19 protein-coding genes and 1 pseudogene are annotated in these 18,480 nt (G+C 68.6%); 11 read left to right on the top strand and 9 right to left on the bottom strand.

Features of this window, described 5'->3' with window-relative positions:
* Positions 1-28: 28 nt before the first annotated feature.
* The 8 genes and pseudogenes from rplO to rplQ all read left to right on the top strand — a co-directional run.
* A pseudogene (gene rplO / locus VGR32_RS12825) lies at positions 29-469 on the top strand (50S ribosomal protein L15); the annotation flags it as partial.
* Positions 470-737: 268 nt separating this feature from the next.
* Positions 738-2,120 carry a preprotein translocase subunit SecY gene (gene secY / locus VGR32_RS12820; protein ID WP_327451254.1) on the top strand — a complete coding sequence of 461 codons (1,383 nt, stop codon included), beginning with the start codon at positions 738-740 and terminating at the stop codon, positions 2,118-2,120.
* A 28-nt stretch (positions 2,121-2,148) separates the two neighbouring features.
* Positions 2,149-2,712, top strand: a complete 564-nt coding sequence (locus VGR32_RS12815) for an adenylate kinase (RefSeq protein ID WP_327451252.1) — start codon at positions 2,149-2,151, stop codon at positions 2,710-2,712.
* A gap of 58 nt (positions 2,713-2,770) precedes the next feature.
* Positions 2,771-3,502, top strand: a complete 732-nt coding sequence (locus VGR32_RS12810; RefSeq protein ID WP_327451250.1) for an energy transducer TonB — start codon at positions 2,771-2,773, stop codon at positions 3,500-3,502.
* 164 nt (positions 3,503-3,666) lie between these two features.
* Entirely contained in the window at positions 3,667-4,035 is a 369-nt protein-coding gene (gene rpsM / locus VGR32_RS12805; RefSeq protein ID WP_327451248.1) for a 30S ribosomal protein S13, read from the top strand.
* Between the two features lie 15 nt (positions 4,036-4,050).
* Positions 4,051-4,440 carry a 30S ribosomal protein S11 gene (gene rpsK, locus VGR32_RS12800; RefSeq protein ID WP_003164390.1) on the top strand — a complete coding sequence of 130 codons (390 nt, stop codon included), beginning with the start codon at positions 4,051-4,053 and terminating at the stop codon, positions 4,438-4,440.
* 88 nt (positions 4,441-4,528) lie between these two features.
* Positions 4,529-5,548, top strand: a complete 1,020-nt coding sequence (locus VGR32_RS12795; RefSeq protein ID WP_125256877.1) for a DNA-directed RNA polymerase subunit alpha — start codon at positions 4,529-4,531, stop codon at positions 5,546-5,548.
* A gap of 104 nt (positions 5,549-5,652) precedes the next feature.
* Positions 5,653-6,069 carry a 50S ribosomal protein L17 gene (rplQ, locus tag VGR32_RS12790; protein ID WP_327451244.1) on the top strand — a complete coding sequence of 139 codons (417 nt, stop codon included), beginning with the start codon at positions 5,653-5,655 and terminating at the stop codon, positions 6,067-6,069.
* Between the two features lie 75 nt (positions 6,070-6,144).
* On the opposite strand, the gene VGR32_RS12785 is transcribed toward rplQ, so the two are convergent.
* From VGR32_RS12785 to VGR32_RS12770, 4 genes are all read right to left on the bottom strand, one after another.
* Positions 6,145-7,056 (bottom strand): hypothetical protein, encoded by a 912-nt coding sequence (locus VGR32_RS12785; RefSeq protein WP_327451242.1) that lies wholly within the window; start codon positions 7,054-7,056, stop codon positions 6,145-6,147.
* 38 nt (positions 7,057-7,094) lie between these two features.
* On the bottom strand, positions 7,095-7,997 hold the full coding sequence (locus tag VGR32_RS12780; RefSeq protein WP_327451241.1) for a hypothetical protein: 903 nt from the start codon (positions 7,995-7,997) through the stop codon (positions 7,095-7,097).
* Positions 7,998-8,061: 64 nt separating this feature from the next.
* Entirely contained in the window at positions 8,062-8,925 is an 864-nt protein-coding gene (locus tag VGR32_RS12775; RefSeq protein ID WP_327451239.1) for a hypothetical protein, read from the bottom strand.
* A complete protein-coding gene (locus VGR32_RS12770) occupies positions 8,915-9,832 on the bottom strand; it encodes an ABC transporter ATP-binding protein (RefSeq protein ID WP_327451237.1) in 918 nt (305 codons plus the stop codon). The genes VGR32_RS12775 and VGR32_RS12770 overlap by 11 nt, the downstream gene beginning before the upstream one ends.
* Before the next feature lie 125 nt (positions 9,833-9,957).
* On the opposite strand from VGR32_RS12770, the gene VGR32_RS12765 reads away from it, so the two are divergent.
* Positions 9,958-11,370, top strand: a complete 1,413-nt coding sequence (locus VGR32_RS12765; RefSeq protein WP_327451235.1) for a trypsin-like peptidase domain-containing protein — start codon at positions 9,958-9,960, stop codon at positions 11,368-11,370.
* Positions 11,371-11,377: 7 nt separating this feature from the next.
* Here VGR32_RS12765 and VGR32_RS12760 read toward each other — a convergent pair whose 3' ends face one another.
* Positions 11,378-11,632: a DUF2164 domain-containing protein gene (locus VGR32_RS12760; protein ID WP_327451233.1), complete on the bottom strand. Its 255-nt coding sequence runs from the start codon at positions 11,630-11,632 to the stop codon at positions 11,378-11,380.
* Positions 11,629-13,530: an ABC-F family ATP-binding cassette domain-containing protein gene (locus VGR32_RS12755; protein ID WP_327451231.1), complete on the bottom strand. Its 1,902-nt coding sequence runs from the start codon at positions 13,528-13,530 to the stop codon at positions 11,629-11,631. Before VGR32_RS12755 ends, VGR32_RS12760 begins: the two co-directional genes overlap by 4 nt.
* 77 nt (positions 13,531-13,607) lie before the next feature.
* On the opposite strand from VGR32_RS12755, the gene ndk reads away from it, so the two are divergent.
* Entirely contained in the window at positions 13,608-14,027 is a 420-nt protein-coding gene (gene ndk / locus VGR32_RS12750) for a nucleoside-diphosphate kinase (RefSeq protein WP_327451229.1), read from the top strand.
* Between the two features lie 51 nt (positions 14,028-14,078).
* Here the strand turns inward: ndk and purN are convergent, their stop codons facing one another.
* The gene (gene purN / locus VGR32_RS12745; RefSeq protein WP_327451227.1) at positions 14,079-14,681 is read right to left on the bottom strand and encodes a phosphoribosylglycinamide formyltransferase; all 603 of its coding nucleotides are present in this window, start codon (positions 14,679-14,681) and stop codon (positions 14,079-14,081) included.
* 93 nt (positions 14,682-14,774) lie between these two features.
* Here purN and VGR32_RS12740 point away from each other — a divergent pair, with 93 nt between their 5' ends.
* Positions 14,775-15,980 (top strand): DUF418 domain-containing protein, encoded by a 1,206-nt coding sequence (locus VGR32_RS12740; protein WP_327451225.1) that lies wholly within the window; start codon positions 14,775-14,777, stop codon positions 15,978-15,980.
* 1 nt (position 15,981) lies between these two features.
* On the opposite strand, the gene VGR32_RS12735 is transcribed toward VGR32_RS12740, so the two are convergent.
* Together VGR32_RS12735 and purM are read right to left on the bottom strand one after the other, a co-directional pair.
* On the bottom strand, positions 15,982-17,364 hold the full coding sequence (locus VGR32_RS12735; RefSeq protein WP_327451224.1) for a M28 family peptidase: 1,383 nt from the start codon (positions 17,362-17,364) through the stop codon (positions 15,982-15,984).
* Between the two features lie 17 nt (positions 17,365-17,381).
* Positions 17,382-18,419, bottom strand: coding sequence for a phosphoribosylformylglycinamidine cyclo-ligase (gene purM / locus VGR32_RS12730; RefSeq protein ID WP_327451223.1), 1,038 nt, complete (start codon positions 18,417-18,419; stop codon positions 17,382-17,384).
* Between the last annotated feature and the right edge of the window lie 61 nt (positions 18,420-18,480).

Genomic DNA, 18,480 nt, shown 5'->3' with positions numbered 1-18,480 from the left:
GGCGCTAGAACCCGAAAGGATCAGGCACATGAAACTGAACGAAATTCGCGACAACGAAGGCGCCCACAAGAAGCGCATGCGCGTCGGCCGGGGGCCCGGCTCGGGCAAGGGCAAGACCTCGGGCCGCGGCGTCAAGGGCCAGAAGTCCCGCACCGGCGTGTCGCTGCTGGGCTTCGAAGGCGGCCAGATGCCGCTGTACATGCGCATGCCCAAGCGCGGCTTCAACAATCCGAACGCCCTGAAGCTGGCCGAAGTGAACCTGTGGCGCCTGCAGGACGCCGTCGACGCCAAGAAGCTGGACGCCAAGAACGAGATCAACGGCGACGCCCTGGTCGCCGCCGGCGTCATTCGTCGCGCCAAGGACGGCGTGCGAATCCTCGGCACGGGCGAACTGAAGGCCAAGCTGAATCTGGTCGTCTGGTCGGCCTCGGCCGGCGCCGTGAAGGCGATTGAGGCCGCGGGCGGCTCGGTCACCCAGCAGCGCGTCGAGGCGGAGGCCAAGGCCGCCGCCCGCGTCGAGAAGCGCAACGCCGCCAAGGGCAAGGCTCCGGCCCCCAAGGCGCCCAAGGGCGACGCCAACAAGGTCTCGGCCCGCGCCAAGCGCGCCGCCGCCAAGGGCGGCAAGTAAGCAAAAAAAGCGGGGCGGTCTGGCTGACGGACCGCCCTTCGCCTATCTGGACGCGAGCGCCGACATCAGGTCCGATGCGCCGCGTTCTGATCAGTCGGGGTGACGACACATGGCTTCGGCCGCCGAACAACTCGCAGCCAACATGAACATGGGCTCGTTCGCCAAGGCGACCGAGCTGCACAAGCGGCTGCTTTTCACGCTGATGGCGCTGCTGGTCTACCGCATCGGCACCTTCGTGCCGATCCCGGGGATCAACTCCGGAGCCTTCCTCCAGTTCTTCGCCGACCCTGACGGTCAGCGCGGCATCCTGGATCTGTTCAACATGTTCTCGGGCGGCGCCGTCGAGCGGATGGCCGTCTTCGCCCTGAACGTGATGCCCTACATCTCGGCGTCGATCATCGTGCAGCTGATGGCCGCGGTGTATCCGCCGTGGGAGAAGCTGCGCAAGGAAGGCGGCGAAAGCGGCCGCAAGCAGCTGAACCAGTACACCCGCTATCTGACCGTGGTGCTGGCCCTGATGCAGTCGTTCGGCATCGCCGTGGGCCTGAACGCCCAGGCGGGCCTGGTCGACCAACCGGGCCTCTTCTTCATCATCTCCACCGTGACCGTCCTGACCGGCGGGACGATGTTCTTGATGTGGCTGGGCGAACAGGTCACGGCGCGCGGCGTCGGCAACGGCATCTCGCTGATCATCTTCGCGGGCATCGTGGCGGTCCTGCCGTCCACCATCGCGCGCCTGCTGGGTCTGGCCCAGCAGGGCCAGATGTCGGTCTTCTTCCTGTTCCTTCTGACCGGTCTGGCGATCGCCACCGTGGTCTTCATCGTCTTCATGGAGCGCGCCCAGCGCCGTCTGCTGATCCAGTATCCGAAGCGTCAGGAAGGCAACCGCATGGCGGGCGGCGAGCGCAGCTTCCTGCCGCTGAAGGTGAACACCGCCGGCGTCATCCCGCCGATTTTCGCCTCATCCCTGCTGCTGCTGCCGGCCACGGCCGCGCAATTCACGGCCAACGCGGATCTGCCGCCGTGGCTGTCGTCGTGGCTGCCCGTCGTCACGGGTCAGCTGACGCACGGCCAGCCGTTGTTCATCGCGCTGTATGCCGCGCTGATCATCTTCTTCTGCTTCTTCTACACCTCGATCACGTTCAATCCGGACGACACGGCCGAGAACCTGCGCAAATACGGCGGCTTCCTCCCGGGCATCCGTCCGGGCAAGCGCACGGCCGAGTACCTGGACTACGTGCTGACCCGCCTGACGGTCATCGGCGCCGGCTACATCACCTTGGTGTGCCTGCTGCCGGAATTCATGGTCATGGGCATGGGCAACGCCATCTACTTCGGCGGCACCTCGATCCTGATCGTGGTCTCGGTGACCATGGATACGGTGTCCCAGATCCAGTCGCACCTGCTGGCGCACCAGTACGAAGGCCTCATCAAGAAGGCCAAGCTGCGCGGTCGCGGTGGCCGCGGCTCGCCCGCGCCCGTCCGGCGCTAGGTCCGGTCGCTCGGGGAGGGCGCTGCAGATGAACCTGATCCTGTTCGGGCCGCCCGCGGCCGGCAAGGGCACCCAGGCCAAGCGGCTGGTCGAGACGCGTGGCATGGTCCAGCTGTCGACCGGCGACATGCTGCGCGCCGCGATCGCCTCGGGCTCCGAGCTGGGGCTGAAGGTCAAGGACGTGCTGGCGCGCGGCGATCTGGTCACCGACGAAATCGTCATCGCCCTGATCGAGGATCGCCTGCCCGAAGCCGAGGCCGCCGGCGGCGCCATCTTCGACGGCTTTCCCCGCACCGTGGCGCAGGCCGAGGCCCTGGACGCCATGCTGGACAAGCGCGGAGCCAGGATCGACCGCGTGGTGCGTCTCAAGGTGGACGACGCCGCCCTGACGGCCCGCATCACCAAGCGGTTTGAGGATCAGGGCCGCCCGGACGACAACCCTGAGACCTTCAAGGATCGGCTGGCCGTGTATAATCGCCAGACGGCTCCGCTTCTGCCGTACTATGAAGGCAAGGGCCTGCTGACCGAGATCGACGGCATGGGCTCGATCGACGACGTCGCCGCCCAGATGGACGCAGCGCTGGACGCCTGAACCTGACCTGACCCATCCGGTCGCTCGTGCGTTAAGCTTGGGCATGACAGGAACGGGCATGGACCGGGATCGCAAATCCGACCTCACCGCGCGTTGGCGCAAGCCGGCGATCTACGCCGCGGTCGTGGCGGCGCACCTCGGTCTCTTCGCCGTGATCGCCCGCACCACGCCGACCCCCTTGCCCCCCATTCCCACCCCGCCGTTCGAGGTCACCTTCTTTCGTGTGACGCCGCCTCCACCTCCGCCGCCGCCTCCTCCGCCACCACAGGTGGCCGTCGAGGTCGGGGGAGGGGCTCCTGCGGCTCCGTCGATCGTCAGACCGGCCCGAACGCCGCCCCCACGGCCCGAGGTCGTGGCGCCGCCGCAGCCGGCCCCGGAGCGCCCTCCGCTGGTGGTCGGGGTCACGCCGCAGCCCGGGACCACGCCGGGGCAGGGACAGGGCGGCGAGGGAACCGGACAAGGCGGTGGAACCGGCGCGGGGGCCGGACCCGGCTCGGGCACCGTCCGTGCGCGCCCGCTTCGGCAAGCGTCGATGAGGGAACTGCAGGGGCTCCACCCCGCGAACGCCCGCGGGCGCGCCGGTCGGGCCACGGTGACCTGCGAGGTGCAGCTCGACACCCGTCTCGACAGGTGTCGCGTCACTGCGGAAACGCCTGCGGGGCAGGGCTTCGGCGCCGCCGGCGTGGCGGCCGCGGAGCGCTTCTACCGCTTCTCGCCGCAGGTCCGGGGCGGGCAGGAGGAGGTCAGCGACATCATCATCGTCGTGGAGTTCGGGCGACCCGGGCGGTGAAATCGTCCCCGCGAGGGAACCGGGAGCCCGCAGGAGTCTTGCCGGACTGTTGACGCCCGCTGAATCACGTCTATAAGAGCGCCCTTCCGCGAAGGGCGCCAACGCTCCAGGTCTGTTGACCGGAGCGTTTGTTGCGTCCGGTTTGCGCGTATCTGGAGATCTTCGTGGCCCGTATCGCTGGCGTCAACATCCCGACCAACAAGCGCGTCCTGATCGCGCTGCAGTACATCCACGGCATCGGCCCCGCCGCCGCCCAGGACATCATCGGCAAGGTGGGCATCGAGGACGCCCGTCGCGTCAATCAGCTGACCGACGCCGAGGTGCTGCAGATCCGCGAGACCATCGACCGCGATTACACCGTCGAGGGCGACCTGCGCCGCGAGACGTCGATGAACATCAAGCGTCTGATGGACCTGGCCTGCTACCGCGGCCTGCGTCATCGCAAGGGCCTGCCGGTCCGCGGTCAGCGTACCCACACCAACGCCCGCACCCGCAAGGGTCCCGCCAAGCCGATCGCCGGCAAGAAGAAGTAAGAGAGAGCCCAGCCGATGGCCAAGGAACCGGGTCGCGTCAAACGCCGCGAGCGCAAGAACATCACGTCGGGCGTCGCCCACGTGAACGCCAGCTTCAACAACACGATGGTGACCATCACCGACGCGCAGGGGAACGCCATCTCCTGGTCGTCGGCCGGCCACATGGGCTTCAAGGGTTCGCGCAAGTCGACCCCGTACGCCGCGCAGATGGCCGCCGAAGACGCCGGCAAGAAGGCCGCCGAGCACGGCGTCAAGACGCTGGAAGTCAACGTTTCTGGCCCCGGTTCGGGCCGCGAATCGGCCCTGCGCGCCCTGCAGGCCGTGGGCATGACCATCACCACCATCCGCGACGTCACGCCGATGCCGCACAACGGCTGCCGTCCGCCGAAGCGCCGTCGCGTCTAAGCGACGACTTCGGCAACCCCATTCTCCGCCGGTCCCGCCTTCCTGACGAGGCGAGGGGGACCGGCGAAACCCGTTTCGAGGGACACATATGATCGAACGTAACTGGCAAGAGCTGATCCGTCCCGAGAAGCCGCAGATCGAGACCGGTTCCGACGCCCAGCGCAAGGCGCGCCTGGTGGCCGAACCCCTCGAGCGTGGCTTCGGCGTGACGCTCGGCAACGCCCTGCGGCGCGTGCTGCTGTCCTCGCTGCAAGGCGCGGCCGTGACCGCCATCCAGATCGACGGCGTGGTGCACGAGTTCTCGTCGCTGGAAGGCGTGCGCGAGGACGTGGTCGACATCGTCCTGAACATCAAGCAGCTGGCCCTGCGCATGCACGCCGAAGGGCCCAAGCGCATGACCCTGCGCGCCACGGGCCCCGGCCCGGTGACCGCCGGCCAGATCGACGTGCCGGCCGACATCGAGGTGCTGAACCCCGATCACGTCATCTGCACGCTGGACGACGGCGCGACGGTGCGCATGGAACTGACCGTCCAGAACGGCAAGGGCTACGTCGCCTCGGAGAAGAACCGTCCGGAAGACGCGCCGATCGGCCTGATCGCCGTCGACGCCCTGTATTCGCCGGTCAAGAAGGTCGCCTATCGCGTCGAGCCGACCCGCCAGGGTCAGTCGCTGGACTACGACAAGCTGATCATGGAAGTCGAAACGAACGGCGCCGTCTCGCCGGTCGACGCCGTGGCCTACGCCTCGCGCATCCTTCAGGACCAGCTGCAGATCTTCATCACCTTCGACGAGCCGAAGAAGGCCGAGGCCCTGTCGGAAGGCAAGCCCGACCTGCCGTTCAACCCGGCTCTGCTGAAGAAGGTGGACGAGCTGGAGCTGTCGGTCCGTTCGGCCAACTGCCTGAAGAACGACAACATCGTCTACATCGGCGACCTGATCCAGAAGACCGAGGGCGAGATGCTTCGCACCCCGAACTTCGGCCGCAAGTCGCTGAACGAGATCAAGGAAGTGCTGGCGACCATGGGCCTCAGCCTCGGCATGGACGTGCCGAACTGGCCGCCGGAAAACATCGAAGACCTGGCCAAGAAGTTCGACGACCAGATCTGAGTTCAACCTCCGCCCGTCTTCCGCAGGGAGAATGTCGGGGCGGTTAGAAGAATACGGGCCAGGGTCCCTTCAGGGAAACCGGGCACGGAGTAGGAGAGACCCCGATGCGCCACGGCGCCGCCCATCGCAAGCTCGGTCGCACGACCAGCCACCGCCAGGCCATGTTCGCCAACATGGCCGCCTCGCTGATCAAGCACGAGCAGATCACGACGACCCTGCCGAAGGCGAAGGAGCTGCGTCCCTTCGTCGAGAAGCTGGTCACGCTCGGCAAGAAGGGCGACCTGCACGCCCGTCGTCAGGCCATCAGCCAGGTTCGCGACGTGACCCAGGTCGGCAAGCTGTTCGACACGATCAGCCCGCGATACGCCGACCGCAACGGCGGCTACATCCGCATCATGAAGGCCGGCTTCCGCCACGGCGACAATGCCGCCATGGCCGTGATCGAGTTCGTCGACCGCGACGTGGACGCCAAGGGTCAGGACTCCGGTCCGGTCCAGTCGTTCGACGACGGCGAGGAGTGACCGCCGCCCGTCACGGGCGACGCTGAGATGTCGAAGGGGCGGCCGGGGCGACCTGGCCGCCCCTTTCGTTTGCGATCAGTCTCCCACGGACTGCGCGCCCTCGTCCCCGGCCGCTGCGCGGCGATCGCGGAACATGTCAGCGGCGATCTGACCCCGCTGGGATGAAGGCCTTCGGCGGTTCAGCTCGACCCCGTACAAGGCCTGCAGATACGCCCGGTCCCAGTCCGTCATCTCTGATGCGGCCGTCGGGACAGCGATCACGTTGAGGATGGACGGGAAATCCCCGACTTCATGGTCCGGGTCGATCTGGGCGAACGCGACCATCGCCACGTAGTCGCTGAGCTGCGTCAGGGTCAGATGCTCGACCTGATCAATGTCGACGATGATGAAGGCGCGGCGCAGCTCGTTGCGGATGGTGGTGGTCAGCCGGCTCAACGGCACCTTGACCCGGGGAATGCGGTCGTCGCCGGGCATCCGGATGGCGGGATTGCCGGATTCCCCCGTGACCGGCATGGCCACATGCCACCAGCGAGCCGGGCGGTCGGACGCGACGAAAATATCCAGCTTACGCACCGTCCCGGCCGCTCCGGCGTAGTGCGGCCGGAAGGCGTTGGGGCTGCGCTCGACGAGGGCCGCCGCCAGGCCGGGCGCGTCGTCGGTCAGCATCACCACCACGTTGGGGCTGCACCCGGGCTCGCCGACAGGCATGTCGAGCAAGAGCGCCACCTCCGACACCCGATCGACCATGAACTGGGCGGAGTCCCTTCCCAGGTTGGCCACGCCGACGCATACGCCCGCGCGATCCGCCCAGCGGGCGGGAGCCCGTCCCGCCGGCGGGGCGGTGACGGCGTCGACGAAAGTCGTGACCTGGTCGCGCAGGGGCATGCCCTGGACCACGATGTCGTCCACCCGGGTCGGCTCCGGGTCCGGCTGGGCCGGACGTTCCTGGGCGAGCGCGAAGGTGGAAACGGCAAGCGACGACGCCACGAGGGCCGCAGAGAGGATGCGACGTGGTTGTGCGCCCGTCATTCGGCGGCCGGGGACGGGGCTTGCTGTTCCACCGCCGCGTCGCGGTCCGCGTACATGGAGGCCGCCACGCTGGAGACCTGCGAGCGCGGGTCGCGCTGGTTGCGCTCGCCGGTGTAGACGGCGCCGAGATAGGCCAGATCCCAGTCGGTCAGCTCCGACACGGCCGCCGGGTCCTCCAACACGTTCAGAATGGTGGAGAACTGATCCACTTCAGCGTCGGGGTCGATCTGGGCGAAGGCGACCATCGCGGCGTAGTCGGCCAACTGGTTCAGAGTCAGATGCTCCGTCTGGTCGAGGTCGATGATGACGTAGGCCCGCAGCAGGACGTTGCGCACGGCGGTCCGGACCCGGCCCATCCCCGGAATGCGGGGCGGATCGTCGCCCGGCAGCTTGACCGCCGGGATGCCCTGCCCCGAGATCACCGGCATGGACACGTGCCACCAGCGGATCGGCCTGTCCGTCTCGACGAACAGCTCCAGCTCCCGCCGCGTCTTGGACGATCCGGCGTAGTCCGGGCGGAAGGCGTTGGGACTGCGCTCGACCAGCGCCCGCGCAAGCGCCTGTCCGTCGTCCGTGGCGATGATCAGGACGTTGGCGCGACAGCCGGGCTCCCCCACCGTCAGGCCCAGCAGGCGCGCGCGGTCGGAGACCCGGTCGGCGACCGCTTGGGCCACGTCCTGCCGCAGGTTGGCGACTCCCACGCACACGCCGCCGCGCCGGCTCCAGCGGGCCGGCCCACGGCCCTCCGGCGGCTCGGTCACCTCGCCCACGAAGACGTCGATCTGCTCGCGCAGCGGCACGTTACCGATGACCACGATGTCGTCGACGCGCGTGGTCGGCGCCTCGCCCTCCTGCGCCGCCGCGGGGGCCGCCAGGCCGACGGACAGCGTCCCGGCCACACACCATGCCGCAATCGATGACCGCCTCACGCCGAGCACCTCCCCCCGTGCCGGCCGGGGCCGGTCACTCCTTCGACAGATCCTGACGCTGGAACCAGGCCAAGGCTCCGATGAGGGGGAGGATGGTCCAACCCAGCAGGCTCGTCCAGCCGCGCACGACCAGCTCGGCCGTCGGAGCCTCGGGTCCGCCCCGGATCGCGGCGGCGATGACGTCGTAGCCCTGCCCCGGATTGACCAGGAAGGTCAGCCAGGCGTCGTTGGCCACGCCCATGCCCATCAGGGCGAAGGGCGACAGGGCCTGGAGCACGGTGACGACCACCGGCACGAACAGGCCCGCCAGCAGCGAGCGGCCGACGACGCCCGCCAGCAGGCCAAGCATCGTCACCTGCAGGATGCGAAGGCCCGAGACGCCGGACATTGCGAAGGCGTCGGCGATCCGGCCGTCGCCGGCGTCGAACGTGAGTGGCCGCGAGAAGAAGCTGGCCGAGATGGACTTCTCGATCAGGGCGCCGGCGATCAGGACCAGCATGGCGATCAGCACCAACGTCACATAGGTCAGGACCTTGCCGAGGATCAGCGGCACGCGCCCGTTCCGCGCGCTGATCAGCCGCCATGTCTCCCAGCGGTAGTCCCCGGTGTACAGCGTCGCCGCCCCGATCAGCAGGAACAGCAGGGCCACCGGGTTGGCGACGTTGCCGGCGGCCGACACCAGCTCGGCCGCCAGATTCATCGGCCCTCCGGCCATGGCGATCATCAGCTCGGGGGGCGTGTTTTCGCCGGCGAGCTTGTCGGCGTTCGCCTTCAGGAAGGCGTTGCCGACGACGCCGAACACCACGCCGATCAGGGGCACGAACAGCACCGACCAGAACAGCACGGTCCGGTTGCGCAGCAGCCGGTACGTTTCGGCGCGATAGGCGTCAGCCAGCATGGATCGCCTCCTGAGCCTGAATCGAGCCGGTTTCAGTGAAGAAGATGCTTTCCAGATCGGTGCCGACCCAGCGGGCTTCCTCGATCTCGACGCCGCGGTCGATCAGCGCCTTAAGCAAGGCGGGGCCTTCGGCGCGGGTCACCGCGGCCATGACCGCGTCCGACCCCTCAGCCGCGCCTCTCTGACCCAGCAGGTCCAGCGCCGCCGCCTGGGGCCGCAGCGTCAGCCGCAGCCGCTCGCCCGTCCCGGTCAGTTCGCTGACCGCGCCCTCCAGCACCAGCCGGCCCTTGTTGAGGATCGCCACGCGGTCGCAGACGCGCTGGACCTCCAGCAGCTGATGACTCGCCAGCACCACGGTCAGCCCGTCGTCCACGGCCAGGCTGCGGATCAGCTGACGCATCTCCTGGATGCCGGGCGGGTCCATCCCGCTGGTGGGCTCGTCCAGAATGACCAGCTCGGGCTCGGTCATCAGCGCGGCCGCCACGCCCAGACGCTGCATCATGCCGACGGAAAAGCCGCGCACCTTGCGATTGGCCGCGTCGGTCAGGCCGACGCGCTCCAGCCAGCCGTCGACCCGCGCCGGATCTCCGCTCAGGCCGTGGGCCGCGGCCAGCCAGCTCAACACCTGTCTGGCGGTCATGAAGGGCGGGAACCGCGGCGTCTCGATCATTGAGCCCATGCGCCGCATGGTCGAAATCTGCCCGATCGGTCCGCCCATGACCGCGGCGGACCCGTCGGTCGGGCGAATCAGGCCCAGAAGAATCCGGAACAGCGTCGACTTCCCGGCCCCGTTCGGTCCCAGCACACCGTAGACGCCGCCGCGGGGGATGGAGAGGTCCAGCCCGTCCAGGGCGTGCACGGGGCCGTAGTGTTTCGACAGGCCACGGGTCTCGATGACTGCGCTCATGGGCGAAGACTGGCACGGGAATCCGGCGGCGTCCGTTAAACTTGCGCAATGCCGTCGGAACGGCCCCGAGGACGCGCCCGTTTGACGCTGGCGACGCCACGAAGCCGCCGAAATGGCGCGGCGTCATGCGCCGCATGGTCCAGCTTGAGAGACTCCCGATGAAGATCAGCCACGTCGCGCTGGCCGCCGCCCTGCTGTTGTCCGCCTGCGGTTCTCCGGATCAGGGCAGGGCGCAGGACGCCACCTTCGGCCAGACCGACCAGCGGGCCGTCCCCCGTGAAGCCGGAGCGGTGAAGGCCAGCTTCGCCCCGGTCGTCCAGACGACGGCGCCGGCCGTGGTCAACATCGCAGCGCAGGGCGTGCAGACGGTTCGCGATCCCTTCTGGGGCCAGTTCAGCCAGCCGACCGGATCGGTGGGGTCCGGCGTCATCGTCCGGCCCGACGGCATCGTGGTCACGAACAACCACGTCATTGAGGGCATGAGCGACATCCGCGTCTCCCTGGCCGACCGGCGGGAGTTTCCGGCGCGCGTGCTGCTGGCCGACGCGCGGTCCGACATCGCGGTGCTGCAGCTGACGGGGGTGGAGGACCAGCTGCCGACATTGCGCATCGACACCTCCGAGACCCAGCAGGTGGGCGATCTGGTGCTGGCCATCGGCAATCCGTTCGGCGTCGGCCAGACGGTCACCAACGGCATCATCTCGGCCCTGAACCGGACGGAGACGGGGATCAGCGATTCCGGCTCGTTCATCCAGACCGACGCCGCCATCAATCCGGGCAACTCGGGCGGCGCCCTGGTCGACATGGACGGGGATCTGATCGGCATCAATACGGCCATCTTCTCGCGCAGCGGCTCGTCGTCCGGCGTGGGCTTCGCCGTGCCCGCGACCATGGTGCAGCAGGTCGTGTCGGCGGCACTTGGCGGCGAAAGCGCCGTGGTGCGCCCGTGGCTGGGCGTCTCGGGCGAGGCCGTTTCCAGCGATCGTGCGCGCGAACTGGGTCTGGACCGGCCGCGCGGGCTCGTCGTGACCCGGGTATGGGACGGGGGGCCCGGAGACGACGCCGGCATCCGCGAGGGCGACGTGATCGTCTCCGTCGACGGCGTCGCCGTGGACGACCAAGGGGGACTGAACTTCCGCGTCGGAGCCAACGCGCCTGGCGACGCCGTGCGCGTCGGGCTGCTGCGCGGCGGTCGGGAGCAGACGGTGACCGCCCGCGTCGAGCGCCTGCCCGGGAGCGCCAGTCTGGAGTCCGCCACGGTGATCCAGTCGGGCGCCCTGAGCGGCGCGCAGGTCCTGACGCTGAACCCGGCGGTAGCCGACCGGCTGGGCGTCGACCCGACGTTCCGCGGTGTGATCGTGGGTCAGGTCGCCCGCGGCAGCTACGCCCGCCAGCGCGTCGGCCTGCAGACCGGCGACGTGGTGGTCGAGATCGACGGACGCGCCGTCACGGCCGCGTCCCAGCTGAACGACCTGCAGCGCGGCACGGAGATCACCATCCTCAGGTCGGGCGAGAGGATCAGCGGCACCATCCGCTGATCGATCTTCACCGCAGGCCGCTGTCGCGGGCCAGGGCGTGCAGGGCGTCGTCGATGTCCTCCGCCTTGGCCGCCACCACGGCACGCGCGTCGGCCAAGGCACGGTTGTAAAAGACCGCGCCCACTTCGGCCGCCAGCCCGTCCAGCAGGGCTTCGGCCTCCAGCCCGCCGATCTCGACGTCCAGCTGCTCGGCCAACAGGCCACGAAGCCGCGCGGCGGCGGCCCGGCGCTCCTCAGGCGTCAGGGCGATAGGCGTCTTCATGCGACCTCCGCCAGGGCTTCCTCCGCCTCCAGCCATGCGACTTCGGCGCCGTCCAGATCCGCCTGCGCCTTTGACCGTGCGCGCGTAAGCCCCTCCAGTGCCTTCGGGTTCGACACTGCGGCGTTGGCCAGGTCGTCGTCGATGCGGGCGAGGTCTGCGGTCAGGGCCGCCACCCGCTCCTCGGCCTTCTTCACCGCATGACGGAGCGTGGAGGGTGAGGGACCACCCTTCTTCCTGCCCCTGTCGCTCGCGCCGCGCTCGGCCGGCGCCTCAGGGGCGGCGGACACGACCTCAGGCGTCTGCTTCACCTGCGACGGTTTCATCCCGGCCTGTTTCGCCCGGTCGAGCACGAACTTCGCATAGTCGTCCATGTCGCCTTCGAAGGGCTTCACCGCGCCGTCCGCCGCCAGCCACAGACGGTCCGCCACCAGCTCCATAAGGGAGCGGTCATGGGTGATAAGGATGACCGCGCCGGTATACTCGTTCAGGGCGTCCAGCAGGGCGCGGCGGCTGTCGATGTCCAGATGGTTGGTGGGCTCGTCGAGGATCAGCACGTGCGGCGCGTCCATCGCCACAAGGTTCAACAGCAGGCGCGCCCGCTCCCCGCCGGACAGCGACGCCACCTTGGTCTCCTGTTTCTCGAACGGCAGACCGAACTGGGCCAGCCGCGATCGGCGGCTGCTCTCCGACGCGTCCGGCATGGCCCGCCGGATGATCTCCAGCGGCGTGTCGGTGGGATCCATCGCCTCGATCTGATGCTGGTGAAACCAGCCCACGCGCATCTTGCCGTCGCGGTGGAACTCGCCGGTCTCAATGGTCAGGGCCTTGGCGATCAGCTTTGCGAAGGTCGACTTGCCGGCCCCGTTCACGCCGAGCAGACCGATCCGGTCGTCCAGATCCATCCGCAGGTTCAGGTTCTTCAGGATCGGCTTGCCCGGCTGGTAGCCGACGTCGGCTTTTTCCAGGCGGATCAGCGGCGGGGGCAGGGGACGCTCTGGCGACGGCAGGACGAACGGCGCGACGCGCTCCTCGGGCGGCAGCTCGATCCGCTGCATCTTCTCCAGCTTCTTGACCCGCGACTGGGCCTGCGCGGCCTTTGACGCCTTCGCCTTGAAGCGGTCGACGAACTTCTGCAGGTGCGCCCGCTCAGCTTCCTGCTTCGCCGCCGACGCCGCCATGAGCCGCAGCTTCTCGGCCCGCATCCGTTCAAAGTCGTCGTAGTTGCCCGTGTAGAGCTCCAGCTTGCGGTTCGACAGGTGCAGGATGTGGGTGCAGACCTCGTTGAGCATCTCGCGGTCGTGGCTGATGATCAGCGCCGTCGCGGGGTACTTCTTCAGCCGGGCCTCGAGCCACAGCGCGCCTTCGAGATCGAGGTAGTTGGTCGGCTCGTCGAGCAGCAGCATGTCCGGCTCGGCGAACAAGGCCGCCGCCAGCGCCACGCGCATGCGCCAGCCGCCCGAGAAGTGCGACATCGGGCGGTGCAGGTCCTCCTGACTGAAGCCCAGGCCGACCAGGATTTCCGACGCCTTGGCCGGGGCCGCGTCGGCGTCGATCTCGATCAGGCGCGACCAGATCTCGCCCATCTCCTCCGGCTCGGCCGTTTCCAGCCGGCTCAGCAGCTGATGCCGCTCGACGTCGGCTTCCAGAATGGTCTCCAGCACGCTGACCGGCGTCGCCGGATGCTCCTGATCGACCGAGCCGATGCGCGCGGTCTTGGGCAGGCTGACCTCGTCGCCCCCGGCGACCAGCTCGCCCAGGATCACCTTGAACAGGGTCGACTTGCCGATGCCGTTGCGTCCGACCAGCCCGACCTTGGCGCCCGGAGGCAGGCTGACGGAGGCGTCCTCCAGAAACTGGCGGCCCCAGGCGTTGAGGGTGAGGTTCTTGATCTGGAGCATCGGTCGGACTTGGAAGGCGGGGAGGCGGCGTCTATAAGCCCGCGACCTTCAAACTCCCACACAAGAAGTCACCTTCCATGACCGAACGCACCTTCTCGATCATCAAGCCCGACGCCACGCGTCGTAATCTGACCGGCAAGGTCAACGCCGTGATCGAGGACGCCGGCCTGCGCATCGTCGCCCAGCGCCGCATCAAGATGACCCGCGAACAGGCCGAAGAATTCTACGGCGTGCACCGCGAACGCCCGTTCTTCGGCGAACTGGTCGAGTTCATGACCTCCGCCCCGGTCGTCGTTCAGGTGCTGGAAGGCGAGAACGCGGTGGCCCGCTATCGCGAAGTCATGGGCGCCACCAACCCGGCCAACGCCGACGAAGGCACCATCCGCAAGCTCTACGCCGAAAGCGTCGGCGAGAACTCGGTCCACGGCTCGGACTCGGCCGAGAACGCGGCCATCGAGATCGCCCAGTTCTTCACGGACGATCAGATCGTCGGCTGAACGTCCTCACCCGGAGGATGAAAAGGGCCCCGGCTGCCGCCGGGGCCTTGTTCATGCTCGCCGCAGGTCGCGACAGAACCGGTCCAGCACCGCCGGATAGAGTTCATGCTCGGCCGTCCTGACCCGCGCGGCCAGGGCGTGGACGTCGTCGCCGGGCAGGACGGGAACGCGCGACTGGCCCAGGATCGGTCCCGCGTCGACGTCGTCGATCACCACATGCACGGTGCAGCCGGCCTCCACGTCTCCGGCCTTCAGTGCGCGGCCGTGCGTGTCCAGTCCGGGATGCCTGGGCAGGAGACTGGGGTGGATGTTCAGCATCCGACCTTCCCATGCGGACACCAGCCACGGCGTCAGCAGCCGCATGTAGCCCGCCAGGGCCACCACCTCGACCCCGTGCGCCTCCAGCACCGCGTGGATCGCCTGCTCGTGGTTCCTCCGGTCCTGGCCGAACGCGCGGTGATCGACGACGACGGCCGGTATCCCGCGCGCTTCCGCCAACGCCAGCCCGCCGGCGCCGGGCACATTGGAGATCACGGCCCGGACCTCGAAGGCGGCGTCCGGCATCCGGGCCGCGTCGGCGATGGCAGCCATGTTCGATCCCGCGCCGGAGATCAGCACGGCGACGGGGACGCGGGGGGAATCCGGTGTGCTCATCGCCGCGAGGGATGGCCGCGATGATCGACCAAGGCAAGCGCTGGACGCGGCGCCCGGCATCTGGGACGCTCTCGTGCGAACGGGGGTTTACGAATGACGGACGTTAGCGCGGGCCAAGGGCGGCTGCCGGTGATCGACGGCGTGCGGGCGATCGCCCTCTACGGCGTCATAGCCATGAACCTGACCGGCATGGTCATGGTCTTCGCGGCGGGCCAGGTCATGACGCGGGCCGGACCGGCCGATCTTGCGGTCGGCCTGTTCGACCTGCTGTTCATGCAGGGCAAGGCGCGCTCGATGTTCGCGTTTCTGTTCGGCGTCGGCTTCGGCCTGCTCATGTCCCGGACCGGTCCGGATTTTGGGGGCTATTTTCTGCGTCGGATGCTGTTGCTGCTGGGCATCGGGGTCTTCAATCTCGCCTTCCTCTACTGGGGCGACATCCTGATCGTCTACGCGATCTGCGGCATGCTGCTGATGCTGTGCCGGGGCTGGTCGCAGCAGACCCTCCTGAGGGCGGGCCTGGCGCTGGTGCTGGCCCCTCCCTTCGTGGCCGGCGCCGCTGAAATCCTGTTCGGCCCGCTGCGCGGCCTGTCGGGCCAGATCGCGGCCGAAGGCTGGCGCTGGTTCGAGAGCCTGCGGCCCATCTATGAGAGCCCCGACTATTTCGCCGTCATGCAGGCCAACCTGAAGTACTACGTCGCGCACAACCTTTTCGACACCGCCTACGTGGCGGTCTACGATCTCGGCGTCATGGGCCTGTTCATGCTGGGCCTCTGGACGGTGCGAAAGGGGGTCTTCGCCGACGTCGACCGCTTCCGGCCCTTCTTGCGGCGCGTGTTGTGGATCTGCCTGCCGGCCGGTCTTTTGATCAGCGGCGCCTACATCGCGCCGGACATCCTGCAGATCCCGCTGCAGGGCTGGATCGCCGGAGCGAAGCGCATGGCCTACGTCGGCCTGCCGATCCTGGCCTTCGGCTATCTGGCCATGTTCACGCTGTGGTTTTCGGGATCAGGGCGCGCGCTGGGGCGGGCGCTGGCTCCGATGGGGCGGCTGGCCCTTACGGGCTATCTGGCGTCCAACCTGATCGGTGGCTTCGTCTGGTACGGTTGGGGGCTGGGCTGGTTGGGCGAATGGGGCATGGCCCAGATCAACCTTCTGGCGCTGGGCGTCTTTCTCGGCCTGTGCGTTCTTGCGACCTTGTGGCTGAAGGTCTTCCCGATCGGTCCGGTCGAGGGGCTCTGGCGCTTCCTGTGCGGACGTCGCAGCCGGCCCCCCGCGGCGGACCCGACCGGCGCCGCCTGACTCAGTCGCCCGGCGCCACAACCGGCGCGGGCGCGCGGAAGTCGCCGGGGGCGCCGGGGAAGACCACGGGGCTCTCATAGCCGTCGGCGGAAATGGCCGACACGCCGAAGAAGTAGTCGTCGATGACGACGCCGCGCAGCACCGCTTCGGTCACTTCGGCGCCGAACGTGCGGCTGTGGGTCCACTGGGGCGCCGTGGTCGACCGCCACCAGACGCGATAGCCCGCCGCGCCGGGCACGGCCTGCCAGCGGACGGTGGTGTCTGGCCGCACGGCTCCCGCGATGGCGACCCCTGTCGGCGGAGCCGGCGCCTTCGCCAGCGCCGCCAGCGACACGATGTTCAATCTCGCCACCTGACCAAGGTAGTCGAAGTCCACGCCCTCGATCACGTCGCCGTAGTGCACGCCATTCTCGACGCGCAGATCCTGATGCTGGCGGTCGTAGTGTTCCGCGCCTTCCGAGATGCGCACCGCCGGGAAGCCCGCGCGCAGCATCTCGACCTGATCGCCGCCGCGCCCGTAGCGATCGGTGCGATAGATCATCTCCACGTCGAAATTGGCCAGATAGCGATCGGCGACCCCGTCGACGAAGCGCGACAGGTTGCGCGACGAGCTGTCCACCTCGCCGCCGTTGTAGCGGCGCTGGCCGGCCTGCTGGTCGGTCTCGACCGTCTTGGTGCCCTCGGAAAAGACGCGCACGCGGGTCGTGTCGCGCACGCCGTTGGAGCCTTCCGAGTTCCCCACGATGTCGTTGTTCAGATTGGCCTCGACGAACCATCCCTCGGCCTTGGCGTAGTCGGCCAGAATTTTGCCGCCCAGAAGGCCCTGCTCCTCGCCCGAGAGGACGGCGTAGACGATGGTCGCGTCGAACCTGTGCTGCGACAGCACGCGCGCCGCCTCGAACACCGTCGCCACGCCCGAGGCGTCGTCGTTGGCGCCCGGCGCGTCGGAGGTGAAGTCCATCACGTCGCTGACCCGGGAATCCAGATGGCCGGAGATGATGACGACCCGGTTCGGGTCGCCTGTGCCGCGTTGTATGGCGACCACGTTCACCACCTCGGTCGGGTTGGGCACGCGCTGGCCCGTCACCGTGTCGGACGGCGTCACGATCTCCAGACAGCCGCCGCAGTCCGCGGAAATCTGAGCGAAACGGCGGGCCGACCAGCGCCGGGCCGCGCCGATGCCCCGCGTCTCCGACTGCGTTTCCGACAGGGTGTGACGGGTGCCGAAACCCACCATGAACTCGATGTCCTCCCGCATTCGCTCCGGCCGCACCTGTCCGGCCAGCTCGTGAAGGAAAGGATGCTCCATCGCCGCGGAGGTCTGCGCCGACGCCGCGCCTCCGCCCAGCAGCAACAGGGTCAGGCCAAGGGCGAATGCGCGCATTTCGGAAATCCTCGGGTTCAGGCGGCGTCCAGACGTCCGCAGACGAAAGCGGTTTCGCCCGCTTCCAGCAAGCCGGCCAGGACGTCCTCGACCTGTTCCGGGCCGACGATCAGGATGAAGCCGACGCCGCAGTTGAAGGTTCTGCGCATCTCGTGCGCCTCGATCCCGCCCGCCTCGGCCAGCCACCGGAAGACCGGCGGCATCGGCCACGCCTCCCAGTCGAAGACCGGCTTCAGATGATCGGCGATGCCGCGCTGCGGATTTTCGATCAGGCCACCGCCGGTGATGTGTGCCGCGCCCTTCACAAGCCCGGCCTTCATCAAGGGCAGCACCGACTTCACGTAGATGCGGGTCGGCTCCATCAGGGCTTGGGCCAGCGTCCGGTCGCGGTCGAACGGCGCGTCGTCGCCCCAGCCCTTGCCCGCCGCTTCGATCACCCGGCGGATCAGGGAGTAGCCGTTCGAATGCGGGCCGGAAGAGGCGATGCCGACGATCACGTCGCCGGTGTTCTGCAGGTCGAAGCGGGGCAGGGCGGCGCCCCGCTCCAGCGCGCCCAGCGAGAAGCCGGCCAGATCATAGTCCCCGCCGGAATACATGCCCGGCATCTCCGCCGTCTCGCCGCCGACCAGGGCGCAGCCCGCCTGACGGCAGCCCTCGGCGATCCCGGCCACCACGCGCCGGGCCGCGTCCACGTCCAGCTTGCCCGTGGCGTAGTAATCCAGGAACAGCAGGGGCTCCGCCCCCTGGGCCAGCAGGTCGTTGACGCACATGGCGACCAGGTCGACGCCGACGCCGTCGTGCCGCCCCGTCTCGATGGCGATCTTCAGCTTGGTGCCGACGCCGTCGGTCGTCGTGACGATCAGCGGATCGCTGAACCCCGCCGCCTTCAGGTCGAAAAGGGCTCCGAACCCGCCCAGCGACGGCTCCGACCCCGGCCGCGCCGTGGATTTCGCCAGCGGCTTGATGGCGTCCACCAGCCGCTCGCCGGCGTCGATGTCGACGCCCGCGTCGGCGTAGGTCAGGCCGTTGCGCACGGAATTGGGGGTGTCGCTCATGGGTCACGGGCCTGAATCGGTTGGCGGACTTGCGCGGCGGCTCTTGCCACACGGGGCGCGC

This window comes from Brevundimonas sp., assembly GCF_035935935.1.
Lineage (GTDB): Bacteria > Pseudomonadota > Alphaproteobacteria > Caulobacterales > Caulobacteraceae > Brevundimonas.
Note: the sequence above shows the minus strand (reverse complement) of the source record. Positions and strands in the feature narration are given on the sequence as shown.

Coding starts and splice junctions, on each gene's coding strand:
- rplQ (WP_327451244.1), top strand. CDS start 5,653: ATGCGCCACGGCGCCGCCCATCGCAAGCTCGGTCGCACGACCAGCCAC.
- VGR32_RS12810 (WP_327451250.1), top strand. CDS start 2,771: ATGGACCGGGATCGCAAATCCGACCTCACCGCGCGTTGGCGCAAGCCG.
- VGR32_RS12765 (WP_327451235.1), top strand. CDS start 9,958: ATGCGCCGCATGGTCCAGCTTGAGAGACTCCCGATGAAGATCAGCCAC.
- VGR32_RS12795 (WP_125256877.1), top strand. CDS start 4,529: ATGATCGAACGTAACTGGCAAGAGCTGATCCGTCCCGAGAAGCCGCAG.
- VGR32_RS12740 (WP_327451225.1), top strand. CDS start 14,775: ATGACGGACGTTAGCGCGGGCCAAGGGCGGCTGCCGGTGATCGACGGC.
- VGR32_RS12760 (WP_327451233.1), bottom strand. CDS start 11,632: ATGAAGACGCCTATCGCCCTGACGCCTGAGGAGCGCCGGGCCGCCGCC.
- VGR32_RS12770 (WP_327451237.1), bottom strand. CDS start 9,832: ATGAGCGCAGTCATCGAGACCCGTGGCCTGTCGAAACACTACGGCCCC.
- purM (WP_327451223.1), bottom strand. CDS start 18,419: ATGAGCGACACCCCCAATTCCGTGCGCAACGGCCTGACCTACGCCGAC.
- VGR32_RS12775 (WP_327451239.1), bottom strand. CDS start 8,925: ATGCTGGCTGACGCCTATCGCGCCGAAACGTACCGGCTGCTGCGCAAC.
- VGR32_RS12815 (WP_327451252.1), top strand. CDS start 2,149: ATGAACCTGATCCTGTTCGGGCCGCCCGCGGCCGGCAAGGGCACCCAG.
- ndk (WP_327451229.1), top strand. CDS start 13,608: ATGACCGAACGCACCTTCTCGATCATCAAGCCCGACGCCACGCGTCGT.
- purN (WP_327451227.1), bottom strand. CDS start 14,681: ATGAGCACACCGGATTCCCCCCGCGTCCCCGTCGCCGTGCTGATCTCC.
- rpsK (WP_003164390.1), top strand. CDS start 4,051: ATGGCCAAGGAACCGGGTCGCGTCAAACGCCGCGAGCGCAAGAACATC.
- VGR32_RS12735 (WP_327451224.1), bottom strand. CDS start 17,364: ATGCGCGCATTCGCCCTTGGCCTGACCCTGTTGCTGCTGGGCGGAGGC.
- VGR32_RS12755 (WP_327451231.1), bottom strand. CDS start 13,530: ATGCTCCAGATCAAGAACCTCACCCTCAACGCCTGGGGCCGCCAGTTT.
- secY (WP_327451254.1), top strand. CDS start 738: ATGGCTTCGGCCGCCGAACAACTCGCAGCCAACATGAACATGGGCTCG.